Here is a 16996-nt window from a genome sequence, read left to right as displayed (position 1 = left end):
TAGTCTGGTAGCTGTGATGCGCCGAAAAATAGCAAGGGCCGACGGCCTTGAGGCAATCTCCGCATACCTTTCAGGCAGCGTATCGGATGCTTTGGTCGCAACCGCAGTTAGGTTCTTGCTCGAAGAACTCGGCACAAATCACCCAGGCAATGCCGTTGAAGTTCGGATACCTCCCCTTGGAGCGGTGCAGTGCATTGAAGGTCCTACCCACACCAGAGGAACCCCGGCCAACGTAGTTGAAATGGATCCAACCAGCTGGCTTGAGCTTGCCTTAGGCAAACAATCCTTCGAGGAGCTAGCAGTTCTAGGCAAGTTAACCGCTTCGGGCAGTCGGTCAGATCTGGCTGGATTGTTCCCTATATTTAAACCATGAGCCAAAATCCCACTGTTTCCTCGGAAGAGGTAAGCATTCGGCGTGCTCCTAAATACCTTGCCTTTTCACTCACCGGATTTTTTCTTGGCGCAGTGATTGCATTTGTTGCAGGACTTGGAACAGCAGAATTTGCAGGACTACTTGTTGCCTTCGGTGGAATCTTCGGTGGGGGAATTGGAATCTTGGCTGCGCTTTTATTTGATGTCTTCTTGAGAGGTCGTGGCTCAAAACTTCAAGCCACGAAAATCGTAGAGTGATCCGCGGCGACGGCAGACTAAACCACGACCTTCTTCCAGGAGAAAAAGGTTCGCAGGATCAGTGTGGCGTCTTTGGAGTTTGGGCTCCGGGAGAAGAAGTCGCAAAACTTACTTACTTTGGTCTCTATGCACTTCAGCACCGCGGACAAGAATCCGCAGGTATTGCAACCTCTAACGGTAAAAAATTGACCGTCTACAAAGACATGGGTCTTGTATCACAAGTTTTTTCTGAGTCTGCTTTGGAATCTTTGCGTGGCCACGTTGCCATTGGACACACTCGCTACTCAACTACCGGTAGCTCCAGTTGGAGAAACGCTCAACCAACCCTTGGTCGAACTGCCTCTGGAACTGTTGCACTAGGACACAACGGAAACTTAACCAACACAGCTGAGCTACTCGAGATGCTTATTAGCCAATACCCAGATCAATCAGAAAACGAAATCACCGGCGGAAACACAACAGACACCGCTGTGCTAACAGCACTGCTTGCAGGAAACCCAGATAACTCCCTTGAGGGAACTGCAATGGAACTTCTTCCAAAAGTCCGTGGAGCATTTTCCTTGGTGTTCATGGATGAGCAGACTCTTTACGCAGCGCGCGACCCGCAGGGAGTAAGACCACTTGTACTTGGACGACTAAACAGCGGTTGGGTTGTTGCCTCTGAGTCGGCAGCACTAGATATCGTTGGAGCTTCCTTTGTTCGCGAGGTTGAACCGGGCGAACTAATCGTGATCGATGAAAACGGGCTTCGCTCAATGATCTTTGCAAAACCAAAGCGGGCCGGTTGCGTCTTCGAATATGTGTATCTGGCACGGCCAGATACCGCCATCAATGGCAAAAATGTTTACGACGCAAGAGTAGATATGGGCAAAGCCCTAGCTCGCGAATTCCCAGTCGAAGCAGATCTAGTTATTCCAACTCCTGATTCAGGAACGCCTGCTGCAATTGGCTTTAGCCAGGAATCCGGAATTCCTTTCGGTCACGGACTAGTGAAGAATGCCTACGTCGGTAGAACTTTCATTGAGCCAAGCCAGACCATACGTCAGCTTGGAATCAGACTGAAGCTAAATCCCCTAAAAGAAGTAATCAAGGGCAAGCGAATCATCGTTGTCGATGATTCCATCGTTCGAGGCAACACTCAACGAGCTCTAGTTCAGATGCTCCGCGAAGCAGGAGCAAAAGAAATCCACGTGAGGATCTCATCCCCACCGATTACCTGGCCTTGCTTCTACGGAGTGGATTTTGCTACCCGCGCAGAACTAATTGCAACTGGACTTGCTCCAGATGATGTTCGTGCATCAATCGGAGCCGATTCACTTGGCTACCTTTCTAAAGAAGGAATGATTGCAGCCTCAGAACAAAAAGAATCTGAGCTTTGCACAGCTTGCTTCACAGGTGAGTATCCAATCGAATTACCAACCGCTGACCGGCTGGGCAAGAACCTACTTGAAAAAGGCGTTGCATCAATTCCGGTCGACGGCAGCTTCAACAAGGTGGCTAATGACTGACGCCTACGCCGCTAGCGGCGTAGACACCGAAGCCGGAGACCTAGCGGTCTCCCTCATGAAAAAAGCAGTTAGCGCAACCCACAATGACAAAGTGTTCGGATCCCTTGGCGGCTTTGCCGGAGCGATGGATGTCTCTTTCCTAAAGTCCTATCACCAACCACTTCTTGCAACCTCAACCGACGGCGTCGGCACCAAGGTTGCAATTGCCCAAGCAATCGACAAACACGACACCATCGGCCAAGACCTAGTCGGCATGGTGGTCGATGACATCGTGGTGATGGGTGCCAAAAGCCTATTCATGACCGACTACATCGCCTGCGGAAAGCTCGTTCCAACCCGAATCGCTGATATCGTGCGTGGAATTGCCGAAGCTTGCAAGAAGGTGGACGTGGCATTGCTCGGCGGCGAGACCGCCGAACATCCTGGATTACTAGGACCCGATGACTACGACGTTGCAGGGGCAGCAGTTGGTGTCGTTGAAGCTGCGAAAGTTTTGGGTCCTGAAAAAGTCAAGGTCGGCGATGTTGTTATTGGAATGGCATCTTCCGGTCTTCACTCCAATGGCTACAGCCTGGTTCGCAAAATTGTTGCCGACAGCAAACTCGATTACAAAAAACCAGTTCCTGAATTTGGCAGAAGATCTTTGGGTGAAGTGCTAATTGAACCAACCATGCTTTACACGGGAATTCTGAACCAGCTTTTGGAATCAGAACTCGGGAATTCAGTTCATGCACTTTCACACATCACCGGCGGCGGAATTGCTGCCAACCTCTCACGCGTTCTGCCTGCAGGTGTTGCACTAGAAGTCGAAAGATCTTCTTGGTCACCAGATAACGTCTTTAGAGTTTTGGCGGAGTGGGGAGCTTATTCACTCGAATCACTCGAGGGAACTTGGAATCTAGGTCTTGGGTTTGCTGCTGTTGTTTCTGCAGACAAAGCCACGGGAGTTTCTGCGAAATTGAATTCTTTGGGTGTGCAGACCTGGCAGCTTGGAGTGATTGAAACTGCAAGTGATGTTTCAGGATTTGTAACATCCGCAAAGGGTGTTGAGGGTGGAGCAGTTAGGCTAACTGGCGCTTACGCCTAAGCCTCCGGATAGAAATTCACAGCACCGCGAACCCAGACGGTGACTTTCATGCCAACCTCCGGGGCGAACGGCCCAGAAGACCTAGCGCGAATCAGTTGCTTAGGAGTCTTTACTTCCACCACTGCATCGTGACCAAAGAACTGTCTTCCAACAACAATCGAGTCACCGTTTAGATCTGGTTGCAGATAAAAGTTCTCAGGTCTAATGGCAACCTTGCCACGGCTTGCTTCCTTGGCAGAGTTCAACAAAGTTAATTGACCCAAAGAAGTGCTGACCTTACCTGATTCAATTACTCCGTCAACAATCACAGAGTCACCTAAGAAGGTTGCAACACCTAAATCAACTGGAGCCGAGTAAATCTCTCTTGGGTTTCCAACCTGAGCAAAGTTTCCGTCACGAAGGAGTGCCACGCGATCGGCAATCGACAGGGCCTCTTCTTGATCGTGGGTGACGAGAATTGTGGTGGAAGAGACTTTGTCTAAAACCTGCTTGATCTCTTCGCGAATGCGGGCACGAAGCTCAGCATCTAAAGCTGCGAATGGCTCATCAAGCAAAATCAGTTCTGGTTCAGGAGCTAATGCTCGAGCGAGCGCGACGCGGTGTTTTTGACCACCAGAGAGTTCCGTTGCCGACTGACTTTCAAAACTTTCCATGGAGACAAGCTTTAGAAGCTCACGCACGCGATCAACGCGAGCTGCCTTGCTTAAGCCCTTGAGTCCAAAGGCAACGTTTTCAAAAACCGAAAGGTGAGGAAATAGTGCCGCATCTTGAGGCACGTATCCAACTTTTCTAGCCTCAGCCGCAACGAAGACATTCTTTGAAGCGACAAGCTTTCCAGAAATTGAAATCTCACCGGAATCAGGATCATCAAAGCCGGCAATCAATCTAAGAAGTGTTGTCTTACCTGATCCAGAAGAGCCAAGCACTGCAACGAATTCGCCCTCGGTGACTTCCAATGAGAGGTCATTAAGAACTCGATGTTTACTGAAAGATTTTGAGATGTTTGAGAGCGCAAGTTTCACTAGACACGCTCCAAATCGTTTATTGGCTCAAGATCTTTTCTAATTGCTCGATTTAGCAACCAGGCTGGAATTCCTGCCAGCAATACCAAAAGTAATGCATACGGTGCCGCTGTTGAAAATGAAGCCACTCCAGTCTCAGTCCACAGTCTCGTAGCTAAAGTCTCAACGCCAGTAGGGCGAAGCAGAAGTGTTGCCGGTAATTCCTTTAGAACTGTCAAAATCACAAGTGTTGTTGCGGCAAAGATTCCAGGTCCGGCAATCGGAAGCACTACTCTTCGGAGAGTCTGAAATTTCGTGAGCCCCAAAGACGCAGAAACCTCGTCAAGTGAAATCGGCGACTGCCGAAGCGGTGTTGAAATTGCAGACAAGGCGTTGGGCAAAAACAGAGCTACATATGCAATCAAAACTAGGAACAGAGATTGGTAGATCCACGGTGCAACTTGGTTAGAAAAAAACACCAAAGATAGCGCAACAACGATTCCTGGAGTCGCGTGAGTCAGCCAAACAGACCGTTCAAGTAACTTCGAGAAAGGCGTTCTAAATCTCACCACAACTATTGCTAAAGCAACTCCGAGCATGGCGGTTAGAAGCCCACCCGAAATTGAAAGATAAAACGAGCTAAACAGGGCGTCAAGAACTTGAGCCCAATCTGTTTCCGGAAGGCCAATTATTGACCATCGAATTAAGCTAGCCATAGGTACAACAAGACCAATGCTCGCGATCCCAGCAAGAAGTGCGACCAGCGGCGTTTTATAGTTTTGCAGATCAATTCTGTTTAGACGATTTGCAATCACTGTTCCTATGGGCTTATCCCTTTGGGATTTAGACTCAATGACTAAAACTAGAACTGTGACAGCGACCAAGATTAGGGCCAGGGTTGCGGCCAAGTTTCTATCGAAGCTTGCGCGATAAGCGTTATAGATGGCTCTAGTAAAGGTGTCGTATCGAACGATGCTGACTGCCCCGAAATCGCTGAGGACATATAGAGCGGAAAGCAATCCTCCCGAATAAGCGGCACCCTTGATGTTTGGCCAAGTGACTTTCCTAAGTACAGCAAATTTCCCTGCACCCAATGAAGAAGCAACTTCCTCAGTTGCCGAATCAAACCTTGCAAGTGCTGCTGAAACAGAGAGATAAACCAAAGGTGCTGTTCCCATGGTGAGTATCAACCAGGCTGCAAAAAAACCGCTGAGATAAGGAAACACGGCTAACCAGGAGTAAGCGGCGACATAGGAGGGTATAGCGAGTGGAAGCGCTGCTAAAACTGCGAAAACCTTCCGCCCTGGCAAGTTAGAGCGAACGGCAATCCACGCTTGAAAAGTCCCAATCAATATTGCCGAAACAGAGACTGCCAACGCAAGAAGGAGCGAACTCGTCATTAACTCGAGAGTTCGGGTTTCTTCCAATATTTCTAGGAAGGATTCAAAGCCTGCTCCAAAAACGCGAACTAGAAGATAGCCAAAAGGAATAAGGGCTAACAAGACAGCCAAGGCTGCCACTAACCAAATAGCTAGTGGCGGCCTTGCCTGCTTGTCATTCATTAGAGCAATCCGGCAGTACGTATCAACTCGAGTGTGACTGACAGGGTTGCCAAGTCAGAGAGATCAAACGTTGGAGATTCAACTTCGGTGATTGGCTTGATTCCATACATCGGTGCAAGGCCGATCAACGAGTACTCGGCAGTTTTTTCAACAAAGTACTGCTGAGCGGTTTTTCCAAGTAACCACTTGGCAAATTCATTTGCAGCTGGGTTATCAGAAAGTACACCAACCCCTGCAACGTTGATTAGGTTTCCCGCGTCTCCAGCTTGGAACCAGGCAACTTCCGATCGCATGTCCGTGACGCCAGTTTCCTCCGCAAGCTCAAACCAGTAGTAGTGGTTTATAAGACCAAGTTCAATTACTCCATCTTCAACAGCTTGAAGAATCTGTGAGTTCTTTTCAAACAGAACGGCATTTGCCTTCATCTCATTCAGAAACTCGCTTGCAGCCTGATCACCATCAAGAACTCGGATTGCAGTTACGAATGCCTGGAAAGATGCATTGCTTGGTGCAATACCGATCCGGCCTTTCCATTCAGGATTCGTTAGATCCATGTAGCTTTTTGGAAGTTCAGTGACTTTCTCTGGATCAAATGCCATGACGCGGCCACGACCGGAAACGCCAACCCACACTCCGGCATCGGAACGATATTGCGCTGGAACAAGTTCAAGCGTTTCGGAAGGAAGTGCCTTCAATAGACCTTCGTTGCCAAGTGCTCCAAGTGCTCCGGCATCTTGAGAGAAGAAAACGTCGGCGCGGATGTTGCTGCCTTCTTCGAGAATTTGAGCAGCTAACTCGGCTGAGTCGCCATAACGAACCTCAACCCCGATTCCGGTTTCGGCTGTGAAAGTTTCCAGAAGCTCGGCAATGAGATCTTCGCTTCGACCGGAGTAGATGGTAATTGATTCACCCGATGAGGAACCAGGGGTTTCGCTCGCGCAGGCGCTAAGGCTGACAATCGCGGCGAGTGCTAACGCCAAAGGCGCGAGCCTAGTTCTAACAAAATTCATATGAAGTTTTTCTCTCAGTTTCGGATCGAATATCATTTCGACCGTCTGTTTTGCCTGAAGGAGGTTGCCCGCAGGACTTTTAGGACTTAGCTTCGGTGTCTTCTTGCGGCTCTTCGTCTTCGTAGAGATCCGCCCACTTGTCTTCGTAGTCAGGTTCAGTTGAACCTGGAGCTTTGGTGAGTTCTTTTTCTAGCGCACTGTAATCAGTAGAAGGGCTGAAGTACTTCAGCTCTCTGGCTACTTTGGTGTGTTTCGCCTTTTGACGGCCACGCCCCATGGCGAGACCCCTCTTTCGTATCTTGTCCGTGCCAGATTGGGCCCAGAAAACCTGAAATCTGTTCTAAGTTTAGCATCCAGCCTGAAGCCTAGCTAGAGCCAAATCACAGCTGTTAGCAGGCTTAGAGCGGGCAGAGCCAAGTTCAAAACGAGATTGGCGATGGCTCTAAACCTTTGTTCATTCTTTAGGTACTCGTAGCTTTGGGCAGCGAAAGTTGAAAAAGTTGATAACCCGCCAGCTAGTCCAACAACCAATGCAATTTCATTTTCACCGCTTGAAACAGCAAGCCCCACCACAAACGAAGCAATCGAATTCACAGCCAAAATTCCCCAGGGCAAAGCTCCAGACCAGAAACCAGCGATGTGTCGAAGCACACTTCCTGCTCCACCTAACAGGGCAACTGCTGCAACTGAAATCAAAATTTCCATTAGCTTGCCGCCTTTTTAGATCTGCGGGAAGCCAGCTGTGTTCCAAGCCAGTAAGTCAAAACTCCAAGTACCAACTGGATTGCAACCACCATCCAATACAGGTAACCAACGCTGGAAAGTCCAAGCTCCGCTCCCGCGGTGATCAAAGCAAGACCGCTCATGGTGGTAAATCCACCAGCAAGACCTGGACCGAAAAAGCCTTTCCAGGTTTCTGAGCGAGAGGCACCAATTACATGCACAAACCCGAGCAAAAACGCTCCGGCCAAATTCACAATTGACGTAGCAATTAGCTCCTGCGACAAATCCTGAAGCGCTAATTCATCAACGCCCAAGATCACAAGAAAACGGGCGATGGAACCTATTGCGCCACCAAGAAATACCGCTCCAAGAACTTTTGCTTGCAAGGAACTACTTCTTCTTGCGACCAGAAGTCTTTACAGGCTTGCGAGAACCAAGGTTGAACGTGCTTGCAAATCCAAGCAGCAAGAATCCTCCGGCAACCCAAGCCGAAGCCTTAGCTCCGTCGGTGAATGCTTCACCGGCTGCAGTTTGGATTTCTGGGCTGATTGCACCAAGTTCAGGAATTGCAGCACCGGCTGATTCAACAACCGCGTCAACAATCACTACCTGCTGAGACGACTCAAGCTGAAGATCACTAAGTCTGGTTTCCAAACTTGCCTGTGTGGAGGTGAACAAAACTGTTCCCAAAACAGCAATTCCCAGAGCCGAACCAATCTGACGAACAGTTGACTGAGAACCTGAACCCTGACCTGATTTGTCCATCGGAACATCAACCATGATCACACCGGTTAGTTGCGCTGTTGCAAGACCGATACCGATTCCATAGACAAACAAGAATCCTGCAATCGAAGCCCAACCAGCATCGATGGTTGCATTCAGTGCAATACCTGCAACACCAATTAGTTCAAGCCCAACACCGATACGAACTGCCATTGCTGGAGCAAGCTTTCCGCTTAGTGCTCCACCAATTCCAGATGCCAGGAAGGCACCGGCTGCCAGCCATAGAAGAACAAGGCCAGAACTGATTGGAGAAAGACCTAGAACGTTCTGAAGCCAAAGTGGAATCGCGAACAAGATTCCAAATTCACCCATCGAGATAATCGCAGCCGCGATAGACCCGTTTCTAAATGAACCAATCTTGAATAGATCAAGATCCAAAAGAACATTCTTCTTTTCGCTCTCACGCTTTTTCTCCCAAAGGACAAAAGCGATTGTTGCAACAACAGAGATAAACAGCGAAATTGGAATTACTGAAATGCCATCAGTTGGCCAGTCGTAACCAAAAGCTGAGAACTGGTTGTTTGGATTGACATCCCACCAACCGTAGATTCTTCCTTCAATAAGACCAAACACGAGGGTGGAGAACATCACAACGGAGATTGCAGCGCCAACAAAATCGATGCCACCTGCACGCTGAGTTGATTTGGATTCTGGTACGAAATACAAAAGACCCGCGATGATGATGATTCCAATTGGCAAGTTAATGCCAAAGGCCCAGCGCCAGTCAAAATCAGTTGCTAGCCAGCCACCAAGAACCGGTCCAATAGCAACCATTCCTCCGATGGTTGCTCCCCAAACAGCAAATGCGATTCCTCGCTCTTTGCCCTGGAAGTTTGCGTTTACCAAAGACAAAGTGGTTGGAAGCACCATTGCGCCTCCGATACCCTGCACAACACGAGCCATGATCATCGCTGATGCACTCTCGGTAAGTCCTGCCCAAACCGAAGCAATTGTGAAAATCACGATGCCGATTATTAGCAGCCGCTTGCGACCAATACGATCGGCAATCGAACCAAACACCAATAGCAGTGCTGCGAAGACCAGGATGTAAGACTCTTGAACCCACTGAACTTCAGCGGAGGTAAGAGCTAGGTCAACAATAATTGACGGGAAGATGGTGTTCACGATGGTTCCGTCGATGATCACGATGGAAATTGCCATCGAGATAAAGACCAGGCCGATCCAGCGATTGCGTGTTTTTTGAGGCACGTGTGTTTGTCCTTGCGGTTTGAATTGGGCTGGCCGAAAAGGGGTTTGGGGCCAGCAGAAGATCTCTAAGTCCCAACCTACTCAGCAATTGTTTAGAAGTGTGTTAGCTGAGTAGTTGATTACGTAAGAAGAAATTTGCGTGGGTAAGGAAAATCAAGTGAAAGTGGTGGCTCCGACCGGCGTCGATCCGGTGACCTAACGATTTTCAGTCGTTCGCTCTACCAACTGAGCTACAGAGCCTAAAGGTGGTTTGACCCACCCCCATTCAATAAAAGCCCTCATAAGAGGGCTTCTATTTGAAGCGACCCTGACCGGACTTGAACCGGCGACCTTCGCCGTGACAGGGCGACGCGCTAACCAACTGCGCTACAGGGCCTCGTTGCTACGAGCCTACAATTTGTGACCCCAACGGGATTCGAACCCGTGCTACCGCCGTGAAAGGGCAGCGTCCTAGGCCACTAAACGATGGGGCCTACAAAGAGTGGAACTTCATAGCACCAGCTATAAACAGTAGCCCCCATAGGGCTCATTTAGCAACCCCAACGGGCTTGGAGGCCTTTATCTTTCGACACTCTCAGCCATCCTTCAGGTATTACTTCAAGGTTCCGTGTTAGCTTGAAAAATATGTCTTTTCGACTGAAAGCCCCCTTTGCCCTGCTCACGAGCTTGGCAATTCTTCTGGGCACCGTGCTTGCAGTCCCAGCGATGGCAAACCCGAACTACCCGAGTGCCGCCGAGGTGGCCGCCGCTAAGCGCAACGTAGTCGATAAGCAAAAGATGATCGAGCGAATCGAGAATCTCATTGCAGATCTCGAGGATGAAGTTGAAGTCCTAAACCGCGAAGCCAGCATCAAAGCTGAAATCTTCAACGTCGCTCAAGAAGAATTCGAAATTATCGAGCGCAAGGTAAAGGTATTAGAAAAACAGGCCAAGGCCGCGCTCGCCGAAGCTGACCAGGCTGCCGAGCAGCTTGGTCAAATTGCGTCTCAGATGCTTAGAAATGGTTCCGGCGGAACCTCGCTGAATCTGTTTCTAAACCCCGGCGAAGCCGATGACCTTTTGTATCAATTGGGAGCTCAGGAAAAACTGGCTGAGCAAACTGAACTGATTTACCAAAAATCCCTGGAGCGCCAGCGGCTTGCCAAAGCGCTAACCGATGAATTGGCCGCTGCCGAAAAAGAACTTGAAGCCAAAGCCGAGGTAGCTAAAAAAGCTTTCGATGAGGCCCAAGCTGCCGCCAATGCAGTTGAGGCCAAGGTCGCAGCAAACAAGCGTCAAAACAGAATCTTCTATAATCAGCTTGCTTCCCTAAAGGACACCGCAGCCGACCTTGAGCGCCAGCGCGCCGAAGGTCTGGCGTGGGAAAGAAGACAGGCTGCTGGAACCCGCGTTCCTGAAGCTCCTGAGCTTTACAAAGTTGGACCACCAAACCAAGACAAGGTTGATCGAGTAATCGCCTTTGCTAGAGCGCAGCTGGGTAAGCCATACATTCTTGGCGCTCGCGGACCCAACGCTTGGGACTGCTCTGGTTTGACCATGAAGGCCTACGAAGCAGCCGGTACTTACATCGGAACACATTCGGTTTCTAATCAGTTCATCAATGCGATGGACAAGCGTCAGCTTGTTCCGCTTCGAGACGTTGCAGCCGGAGATCTAATCTTCTGGTCAACGAGCAACAATCATCTAAACCGCGGTTATGGAGATAAGTACCACATCGGTATTTACATCGGCGGCGGATTAATTCTCGATGCACCAAACCCATCAAAACCGGTTCGAATAATTCCGATGAACCAGCGACTTGGTGAAATGGTTCCGTACGCTGCACGCCCTAGCGCGTAAAAATTTTAGTGCTTGTAGTTGGCTTTAGCCTCTGCGATTAATCTTTCCGCTTCAGCTTTGTTGGCCCAACTACCAAGCTTGACCCACTTGCCTGGCTCAAGATCTTTGTAATGCTCGAAGAAGTGAGCAATCTCGTTTTTGGTCTGCTCAGGGACATCGCCAATATCTTGGATATGTTCCCAGCGCTTGTCTTTAGCTGGAACACATAGAATCTTCTCATCCATCCCGCCATCGTCTTCCATTGGAAGTACGCCTACGGCACGAACGTTCACAACAACGCCTGGGAAAACTGGGAACTCAAGAAGTACTAGGGCATCAAGCGGGTCGCCATCGCCGCCTAGAGTCTTGTCGAAGTAGCCGTAGTCAACCGGGTAAACAAAAGGTGTGTAGAGCACACGGTCTAGGTGTACGCGACCGGTCTCATGGTCAACCTCATACTTGTTTCTCGATCCTTTAGGAATCTCGATTACGGCTTCAATCATTGCTCTCCTCAATAGGCTTGTTTCACCCACAAGATTACCCAACTTGAAGGAAACCTGAAGTGAGCGTGCGCAAGCGTCTTAGTCCCGCCCAGGGGCTAATTCGCCTTGCGGTTCGAAACTGCCTGACCTCAAACACCAAACCCGGACAAAAACTACTACTCGCCGTATCCGGAGGAGCTGACTCACTCGCCCTAGCAGCAGCTTGCGAATTCGAAGCTAAAAAACTTGGGCTCAAGATCGCAGCGGCAGTAATCGATCACTCACTTCAAAACAACAGCGACAAAATTGCTGCCCAAACAGCCAAGACACTTGTCGCACTTGGATTTGAAGAGGTGGTTGTCAAGAAAATTGCTGTTGGAAAAGCAGGCGGACCAGAAGCGGCAGCGCGCACCGCGCGCTACAACGCCCTTGAAACACTCCGCCAAAAAACCAAGTCGCACTTCATTGTTTTAGGCCACACTTCTTCCGATCAGGCAGAAACAGTCTTGTTAGGTCTAGTTCGAGGATCCGGTTCTAAATCACTTTCGGGAATGAGCGAAAAAACCGGACTGCTGCTTAGACCTCTGCTTGGCATCGAGCGCGCGACCACAGAGGCTTTTTGCAACGACAGCGGCATCAAGTACTGGTCAGATCCGCAAAACAAGGACGAGAAGTTTTTGCGCGTCATGATTCGAAAGCACGTTCTTCCCTTTTTGGAAAAGCAGCTCGGGGGATCGGTTGCCGCATCTCTAGTTAGAACTTCAGATCAGCTTCGTGAAGACAACACTTACCTGGAGTCACAAGCTGACAAGAGCTTCAAGAAGTACGCGAAGGTTTCAGGTTCTGGAATCAGTTTTGATGCAAAGGCACTAGAGAAATTGCCTGCGGCAATTTTGAATCGCGTTATCAAAAAGGCGTTAGATGGTTTTGGTTCGGAGTCGAGTCGGACTCACGTGCTGGCAGTTTCAGATTTAGTTTTGTCCTGGCATGGGCAAAAGCCTTTGGCGCTTCCAGGGGTTAGAGTAGTGCGTAAGGGCAACACCATCAGCTTTGAGCCAAACAGGAGATGACCAGTGGATCTGGAAACCGTAACCGCTGAAATCACTCAGGTGCTAATCACCAAAGAGCAGATTGAAACCCGCATCCAGGAATTGGCCAAGGAAATCGATGCCCACTACGCCAGCAAAGACGTTCTACTAGTTGGTGTTCTAAAGGGCGCTGTTATGTTTATGGCTGATCTTTCTCGCGCTGTTCAGTCAAGAGTTCAGATGGACTGGATGGCAGTTTCTTCCTATGGTTCAGGAACAACTTCCTCCGGAGTAGTTCGAATCCTGAAAGATCTTGACGCTGATGTTTTGGGCAAAGACGTACTTATTGTTGAGGACATCATCGACTCCGGTCTTACTCTTTCTTGGCTGGTTTCCAACCTAGAAGCTCGTGGAGCAGCCTCAGTTGAGGTTGTTGCACTGCTTAGAAAGCCAGATGCTGCCAAGGTTGACGTTGATGTTCGTTGGGTGGGCTTTGAGATTCCGAACGAGTTTGTGGTCGGATATGGCCTTGATTACAACGAGCGATACCGCACCCTGCCTGGGGTAGCGGTGCTTTCCCCTTCTGTTTACTCCTAGATTTTCACCTGTCAGTTTGGACAGGTAACCTAGGAAGCTATGAAGCTCAAGAAAATCCTTTCCGGTCCATTTATCTGGATCTTTGTGGCAATCGTCATTTTGATCACCGGAACAAGCCTTATCAATGCCCAGACCTTTCAGCAGGTTGACACCAAGTACGGCCTATCGCTGATTGAAACTGGCAAGGCCAAATCCGTCAAAATATTTGACGGTGAGCAGCGCGTTGACATTGAACTTCTAAATCCAGACCCTGAGTTTGGCTCGCAGGTGCAGTTCTTCTATGTCGCACCTCGTGGCGAGCAAGTCATTGACGCAATTTCGACTTCTGTAATCAGCGACGGCTTCAACGATGAAGTTCCAAACACTCCCTGGTATCTAGCCCTGCTTGGATCACTTCTACCTTTTATTTTGATTGGACTCATCTTCTGGTTCCTGCTGTCCTCAATGCAGGCTGGTGGCGGAAAAGTCATGCAGTTCGGAAAATCCAAAGCCAAGATGGTCACCAAAGAAACTTCACAAACCACCTTTAAAGATGTCGCCGGAATTGACGAGGCATTAGAAGAACTTGAAGAAATCAAAGACTTCCTCAAAAAGCCCGAACGCTTCAAAGCCCTGGGAGCCAAGATTCCAAGAGGTGTTTTGTTGTATGGGCCTCCGGGAACTGGAAAGACCCTGGTTGCCAAGGCTGTGGCCGGTGAAGCCGGAGTTCCATTCTTCTCGATCTCAGGTTCTGACTTTGTTGAAATGTTTGTTGGAGTTGGAGCCTCGCGTGTGCGCGATTTGTTTGAGCAGGCCAAGGCCTCATCGCCAGCCATTATCTTTGTCGATGAGATCGATGCAGTTGGTCGTCAGCGTGGAGCCGGTATCGGTGGCGGTAACGATGAGCGCGAGCAGACTCTAAACCAACTGCTAGTTGAGATGGATGGATTCGATTCCAGCGTCAGCGTGATTTTGATTGCGGCAACCAACCGCCCAGATATCTTGGACCCAGCCCTACTTCGACCAGGTCGCTTCGATAGACAAATTGGTGTTGGTGCACCGGATCTTGCAGGACGCGAACAAATCCTCCGCGTGCACGCTAAGAACAAGCCAGTCGATGACGATGTTGATCTTGCTCTAATTGCAAGAAGAACCCCAGGCTTTACCGGAGCAGATCTTGCAAACGTGTTGAACGAAGCTGCTTTGTTGTCTGCTCGTGAAAACCGCAAAACCATTGACGCTGCAACTGTCGATGAAGCAATCGATCGCGTTATCGGCGGACCACAGAAAAAATCTCGTCTGATGAAAGACGAAGAGCGCCTAAACACCGCGTACCACGAGGCAGGTCACGCACTGGTTGCCGCTTCCCTAAACCACTCAGACCCGGTCACCAAAGTGACAATCTTGCCAAGAGGTCGTGCACTTGGATACACCATGGTGTTGCCACTGGAAGATCGCTACTCAGTTACACGCAACCAACTGCTTGATCAGATTGCTTATGCCTTAGGTGGAAGAGCTGCCGAAGAGGTTGTCTTCAAGGACCCAACAACTGGAGCATCCAATGATTTTGAAAAGGCAACTAAGACTGCGCGTCAGATGGTCACGCTCTTCGGTTTCGCATCTTCTTTGGGAACTGTTTCTTACGGTGGCGGTGGCGAAGTGTTCATCGGTCGCGACATGGCTCAGGCCAGAGAATATTCCGACGAAGTTGCTCACCAGATAGATGTTGAGATTCGAAAGATTCTTGATGCAGCGCACGACGAGGCATACAAAGCCATCAACCTAAACCGTCGAGTATTAGACGCGATGGCCAAAGAGCTAATGGAGAAAGAAACTCTTAACCCTGACGACATCGCAAAGTTGTTTAAGTCAGTTAAGAAACTTCCAAAGCGCAAGCCTTGGCTTTCAAAATCCTCCAGACCCTCATCCAAAAAAGGCCCTATTGCAATTCCCACCAAGGGCTCAACAACTGCCAAGGTAGCAGCGAAGAAAAAAGCTGAAGCGGCCGAAGCAGCAGCTGCTAAGAAACCTGTTGTGAAAAAGGCAGCTAAGAAACAGGTTGTGAAAAAGGCAGCTAAGAAAACAGTTGCCAAGAAACCTGCTGCGAAAAAGCCCATTGTGAAGAGACCGAAAAAGGCTGTCAAGAAGAAGTAATTGGTTGACATCGATCGCATAAAAAATGCGGTGACCGAGCTACTCACCGCAATTGGCGAAGACCCCAAACGCTCTGAACTACAAGCAACCCCTGAGAAATTCGCAGAAGCATATCAAGAGTTTTTCAAAGGAGTTGGCGTTGATCCAATGTCGATTCTTGCTGATGCTTTCCCAGCCGAACAAAACGATGTTGTGATCTTGAAAGATATCGAACTGGTTTCGATTTGTGAACATCACTTGCTTCCCTTTACTGGAGTAGCTCACATCGCCTACCTGCCAAAAGACAAGGTGGTTGGCCTAGGCCGCCTACCAAAGCTTGTTGAGGTGCTTGCCGCCAGGCCTCAGCTTCAGGAGAACCTCACATCACAAATTGCCGAAGCTATCCAGACCGGATTGGATGCAGCCGGTGTGATTGTGGTTATTGAAGCCCGCCATCACTGCGTTGCATCAAGAGGCGCAAGACAACCAGAAGCCAACACCGTTACATTGCGAGCCCTCGGCACTTTCAGCGAGCCAGCTGCCAGAGCCGAGATTATGGCCCTGATTGCCAAATGAAAACATGGTTAATTTCACTAGACCTCTGATCATGGGTGTTATCAACATCACCCCGGATTCCTTTTCTGACGGCGGTCAATTTCTAGATTCGAACGAAGCAGTAAATCACGCGCTGGAACTTGTTCGCGAAGGTGCAAACATCATCGACCTTGGTGGGGAATCGACTAGACCAGGCGCTTTGCGAGTAAAGCTCGAAGAAGAACAAGCCCGTGTGCTGCCTGTAATTGAAGCACTGATGCAAAACGCTGAGTTCAAAGCAAGGGGTGCAATCATCAGCATTGACACCATGAACGCGCAAACCGCAGCGCTTGCAGTTGCCGGTGGAGCCGCAATTGTGAACGATGTTTCCGGTGGTCTTGCCGACGAACAAATGTTCGCGGAGCTAAAGCATCTGAAATGCAAATTCATAGTCAGTCACTGGCGAGGCTTTAGCGAAACTATGGATTCGCTGAATAACTACACATCCGTTGCTAAAGATGTTGCAGAAGAACTTATCGAGCGAGTTGCAAAAGCAGAAGCCGCGGGAATTTCTAGAGAACGGTTGATCATCGATCCAGGTCTGGGGTTTGCAAAAGACATTGCACAAAACTGGCACCTGGTTGCTCGCCTTGACGAATTAGAAAAACTTGAACTTCCAATTTTGGTTGGAGCATCCAGGAAGCGCTTTCTTGCTGGAGCACTCGAGCCGCAAGATGCAGCCGGAGTAAGCAACCAAAGACGCGATCTTGCTACTGCAGTTTTGACGGCGCTTTTACTCCAGCGCAAGCTTTGGGGCGTGAGAGTCCACAATGTTGCAACAACCCTTGATGCAATCAAGGTTGTTGAGGCCCTGGCGTTTGCGAATGAAGAGTCCAGCGGGCAGAGTTAAGC

General features: G+C 49.4%; 18 protein-coding genes and 3 tRNA genes. 10 read left to right on the top strand and 11 right to left on the bottom strand.

Annotation, left to right across the window (positions count from 1 at the left end):
- Positions 1–16 precede the first annotated feature (16 nt).
- From AC8GDC_RS06155 to purM, 4 genes are read left to right on the top strand one after another with little or no spacing between them, the layout of a single operon-like run.
- Positions 17–373: a sterol carrier family protein gene (locus tag AC8GDC_RS06155; protein ID WP_506557773.1), complete on the top strand. Its 357-nt coding sequence runs from the start codon at positions 17–19 to the stop codon at positions 371–373.
- Complete coding sequence (locus AC8GDC_RS06150) at positions 370–630, top strand: hypothetical protein (protein ID WP_506557772.1); 261 nt, start codon at positions 370–372, stop codon at positions 628–630. Before AC8GDC_RS06155 ends, AC8GDC_RS06150 begins: the two co-directional genes overlap by 4 nt.
- Positions 627–2138, top strand: coding sequence for an amidophosphoribosyltransferase (gene purF / locus AC8GDC_RS06145; protein WP_506557771.1), 1512 nt, complete (start codon positions 627–629; stop codon positions 2136–2138). Before AC8GDC_RS06150 ends, purF begins: the two co-directional genes overlap by 4 nt.
- Positions 2131–3225 (top strand): phosphoribosylformylglycinamidine cyclo-ligase, encoded by a 1095-nt coding sequence (purM, locus tag AC8GDC_RS06140; protein WP_506557770.1) that lies wholly within the window; start codon positions 2131–2133, stop codon positions 3223–3225. Before purF ends, purM begins: the two co-directional genes overlap by 8 nt.
- Here the strand turns inward: purM and AC8GDC_RS06135 are convergent.
- The 10 genes from AC8GDC_RS06135 to AC8GDC_RS06090 all read right to left on the bottom strand — a co-directional run bounded on the left by AC8GDC_RS06135 (position 3222) and on the right by AC8GDC_RS06090 (position 9986).
- On the bottom strand, positions 3222–4247 hold the full coding sequence (locus AC8GDC_RS06135; RefSeq protein WP_506557769.1) for an ABC transporter ATP-binding protein: 1026 nt from the start codon (positions 4245–4247) through the stop codon (positions 3222–3224). The two genes, purM and AC8GDC_RS06135, sit on opposite strands and share 4 nt — an antisense overlap.
- Positions 4247–5788 carry an ABC transporter permease gene (locus AC8GDC_RS06130; protein WP_506557768.1) on the bottom strand — a complete coding sequence of 514 codons (1542 nt, stop codon included), beginning with the start codon at positions 5786–5788 and terminating at the stop codon, positions 4247–4249. The genes AC8GDC_RS06135 and AC8GDC_RS06130 overlap by 1 nt, the downstream gene beginning before the upstream one ends.
- On the bottom strand, positions 5788–6768 hold the full coding sequence (locus AC8GDC_RS06125; RefSeq protein ID WP_506557767.1) for an iron ABC transporter substrate-binding protein: 981 nt from the start codon (positions 6766–6768) through the stop codon (positions 5788–5790). Before AC8GDC_RS06125 ends, AC8GDC_RS06130 begins: the two co-directional genes overlap by 1 nt.
- Before the next feature lie 109 nt (positions 6769–6877).
- Positions 6878–7075: a DUF3073 domain-containing protein gene (locus tag AC8GDC_RS06120; protein ID WP_506557766.1), complete on the bottom strand. Its 198-nt coding sequence runs from the start codon at positions 7073–7075 to the stop codon at positions 6878–6880.
- A gap of 92 nt (positions 7076–7167) precedes the next feature.
- On the bottom strand, positions 7168–7503 hold the full coding sequence (locus tag AC8GDC_RS06115; RefSeq protein ID WP_506557765.1) for a fluoride efflux transporter FluC: 336 nt from the start codon (positions 7501–7503) through the stop codon (positions 7168–7170).
- On the bottom strand, positions 7503–7907 hold the full coding sequence (locus AC8GDC_RS06110) for a fluoride efflux transporter FluC (protein ID WP_506557764.1): 405 nt from the start codon (positions 7905–7907) through the stop codon (positions 7503–7505). Before AC8GDC_RS06110 ends, AC8GDC_RS06115 begins: the two co-directional genes overlap by 1 nt.
- Positions 7908–7911: 4 nt before the next feature.
- On the bottom strand, positions 7912–9513 hold the full coding sequence (locus tag AC8GDC_RS06105) for a DHA2 family efflux MFS transporter permease subunit (protein WP_506557763.1): 1602 nt from the start codon (positions 9511–9513) through the stop codon (positions 7912–7914).
- A gap of 164 nt (positions 9514–9677) precedes the next feature.
- Positions 9678–9753 (bottom strand) — tRNA-Phe (locus AC8GDC_RS06100).
- Positions 9754–9815: 62 nt separating this feature from the next.
- A tRNA-Asp gene (locus AC8GDC_RS06095) sits at positions 9816–9889 on the bottom strand.
- A 24-nt stretch (positions 9890–9913) separates the two neighbouring features.
- A tRNA-Glu gene (locus tag AC8GDC_RS06090) sits at positions 9914–9986 on the bottom strand.
- Positions 9987–10137: 151 nt separating this feature from the next.
- Between AC8GDC_RS06090 and AC8GDC_RS06085 the strand changes: the two genes are divergently transcribed.
- Positions 10138–11352, top strand: a complete 1215-nt coding sequence (locus AC8GDC_RS06085) for a C40 family peptidase (RefSeq protein WP_506557762.1) — start codon at positions 10138–10140, stop codon at positions 11350–11352.
- Between the two features lie 5 nt (positions 11353–11357).
- Here AC8GDC_RS06085 and ppa read toward each other — a convergent pair whose 3' ends face one another.
- Positions 11358–11834: an inorganic diphosphatase gene (ppa, locus tag AC8GDC_RS06080; RefSeq protein ID WP_506557761.1), complete on the bottom strand. Its 477-nt coding sequence runs from the start codon at positions 11832–11834 to the stop codon at positions 11358–11360.
- 59 nt (positions 11835–11893) lie between these two features.
- Between ppa and tilS the strand changes: the two genes are divergently transcribed.
- From tilS to folP, 5 genes are read left to right on the top strand one after another with little or no spacing between them, the layout of a single operon-like run.
- Entirely contained in the window at positions 11894–12883 is a 990-nt protein-coding gene (gene tilS, locus AC8GDC_RS06075; RefSeq protein WP_506557760.1) for a tRNA lysidine(34) synthetase TilS, read from the top strand.
- 3 nt (positions 12884–12886) lie between these two features.
- On the top strand, positions 12887–13438 hold the full coding sequence (hpt, locus tag AC8GDC_RS06070) for a hypoxanthine phosphoribosyltransferase (RefSeq protein WP_506557759.1): 552 nt from the start codon (positions 12887–12889) through the stop codon (positions 13436–13438).
- Between the two features lie 39 nt (positions 13439–13477).
- Entirely contained in the window at positions 13478–15571 is a 2094-nt protein-coding gene (gene ftsH, locus AC8GDC_RS06065; protein ID WP_506557758.1) for an ATP-dependent zinc metalloprotease FtsH, read from the top strand.
- Positions 15572–16126: a GTP cyclohydrolase I FolE gene (gene folE, locus AC8GDC_RS06060; RefSeq protein ID WP_506557757.1), complete on the top strand. Its 555-nt coding sequence runs from the start codon at positions 15572–15574 to the stop codon at positions 16124–16126.
- The gene (gene folP, locus AC8GDC_RS06055; RefSeq protein WP_506557756.1) at positions 16116–16994 is read left to right on the top strand and encodes a dihydropteroate synthase; all 879 of its coding nucleotides are present in this window, start codon (positions 16116–16118) and stop codon (positions 16992–16994) included. Before folE ends, folP begins: the two co-directional genes overlap by 11 nt.
- The last annotated feature ends 2 nt before the right edge of the window (positions 16995–16996 follow it).

Origin of the sequence: Rhodoluna miladensis (SeqCode) (assembly GCF_965234705.1) — a bacterium.
Lineage (GTDB): Bacteria > Actinomycetota > Actinomycetes > Actinomycetales > Microbacteriaceae > Rhodoluna > Rhodoluna miladensis.
This window is presented reverse-complemented; position numbering and strand designations above follow the sequence as displayed.

Excerpts from the sequence above, each read along its gene's own strand:
- AC8GDC_RS06155 (WP_506557773.1), top strand. The coding sequence starts at position 17 with ATGCGCCGAAAAATAGCAAGGGCCGACGGCCTTGAGGCAATCTCCGCA.
- AC8GDC_RS06150 (WP_506557772.1), top strand. The coding sequence starts at position 370 with ATGAGCCAAAATCCCACTGTTTCCTCGGAAGAGGTAAGCATTCGGCGT.
- purM (WP_506557770.1), top strand. The coding sequence starts at position 2,131 with ATGACTGACGCCTACGCCGCTAGCGGCGTAGACACCGAAGCCGGAGAC.
- AC8GDC_RS06130 (WP_506557768.1), bottom strand. The coding sequence starts at position 5,788 with ATGAATGACAAGCAGGCAAGGCCGCCACTAGCTATTTGGTTAGTGGCA.
- AC8GDC_RS06120 (WP_506557766.1), bottom strand. The coding sequence starts at position 7,075 with ATGGGGCGTGGCCGTCAAAAGGCGAAACACACCAAAGTAGCCAGAGAG.
- AC8GDC_RS06115 (WP_506557765.1), bottom strand. The coding sequence starts at position 7,503 with ATGGAAATTTTGATTTCAGTTGCAGCAGTTGCCCTGTTAGGTGGAGCA.
- AC8GDC_RS06085 (WP_506557762.1), top strand. The coding sequence starts at position 10,138 with ATGTCTTTTCGACTGAAAGCCCCCTTTGCCCTGCTCACGAGCTTGGCA.
- ppa (WP_506557761.1), bottom strand. The coding sequence starts at position 11,834 with ATGATTGAAGCCGTAATCGAGATTCCTAAAGGATCGAGAAACAAGTAT.
- ftsH (WP_506557758.1), top strand. The coding sequence starts at position 13,478 with ATGAAGCTCAAGAAAATCCTTTCCGGTCCATTTATCTGGATCTTTGTG.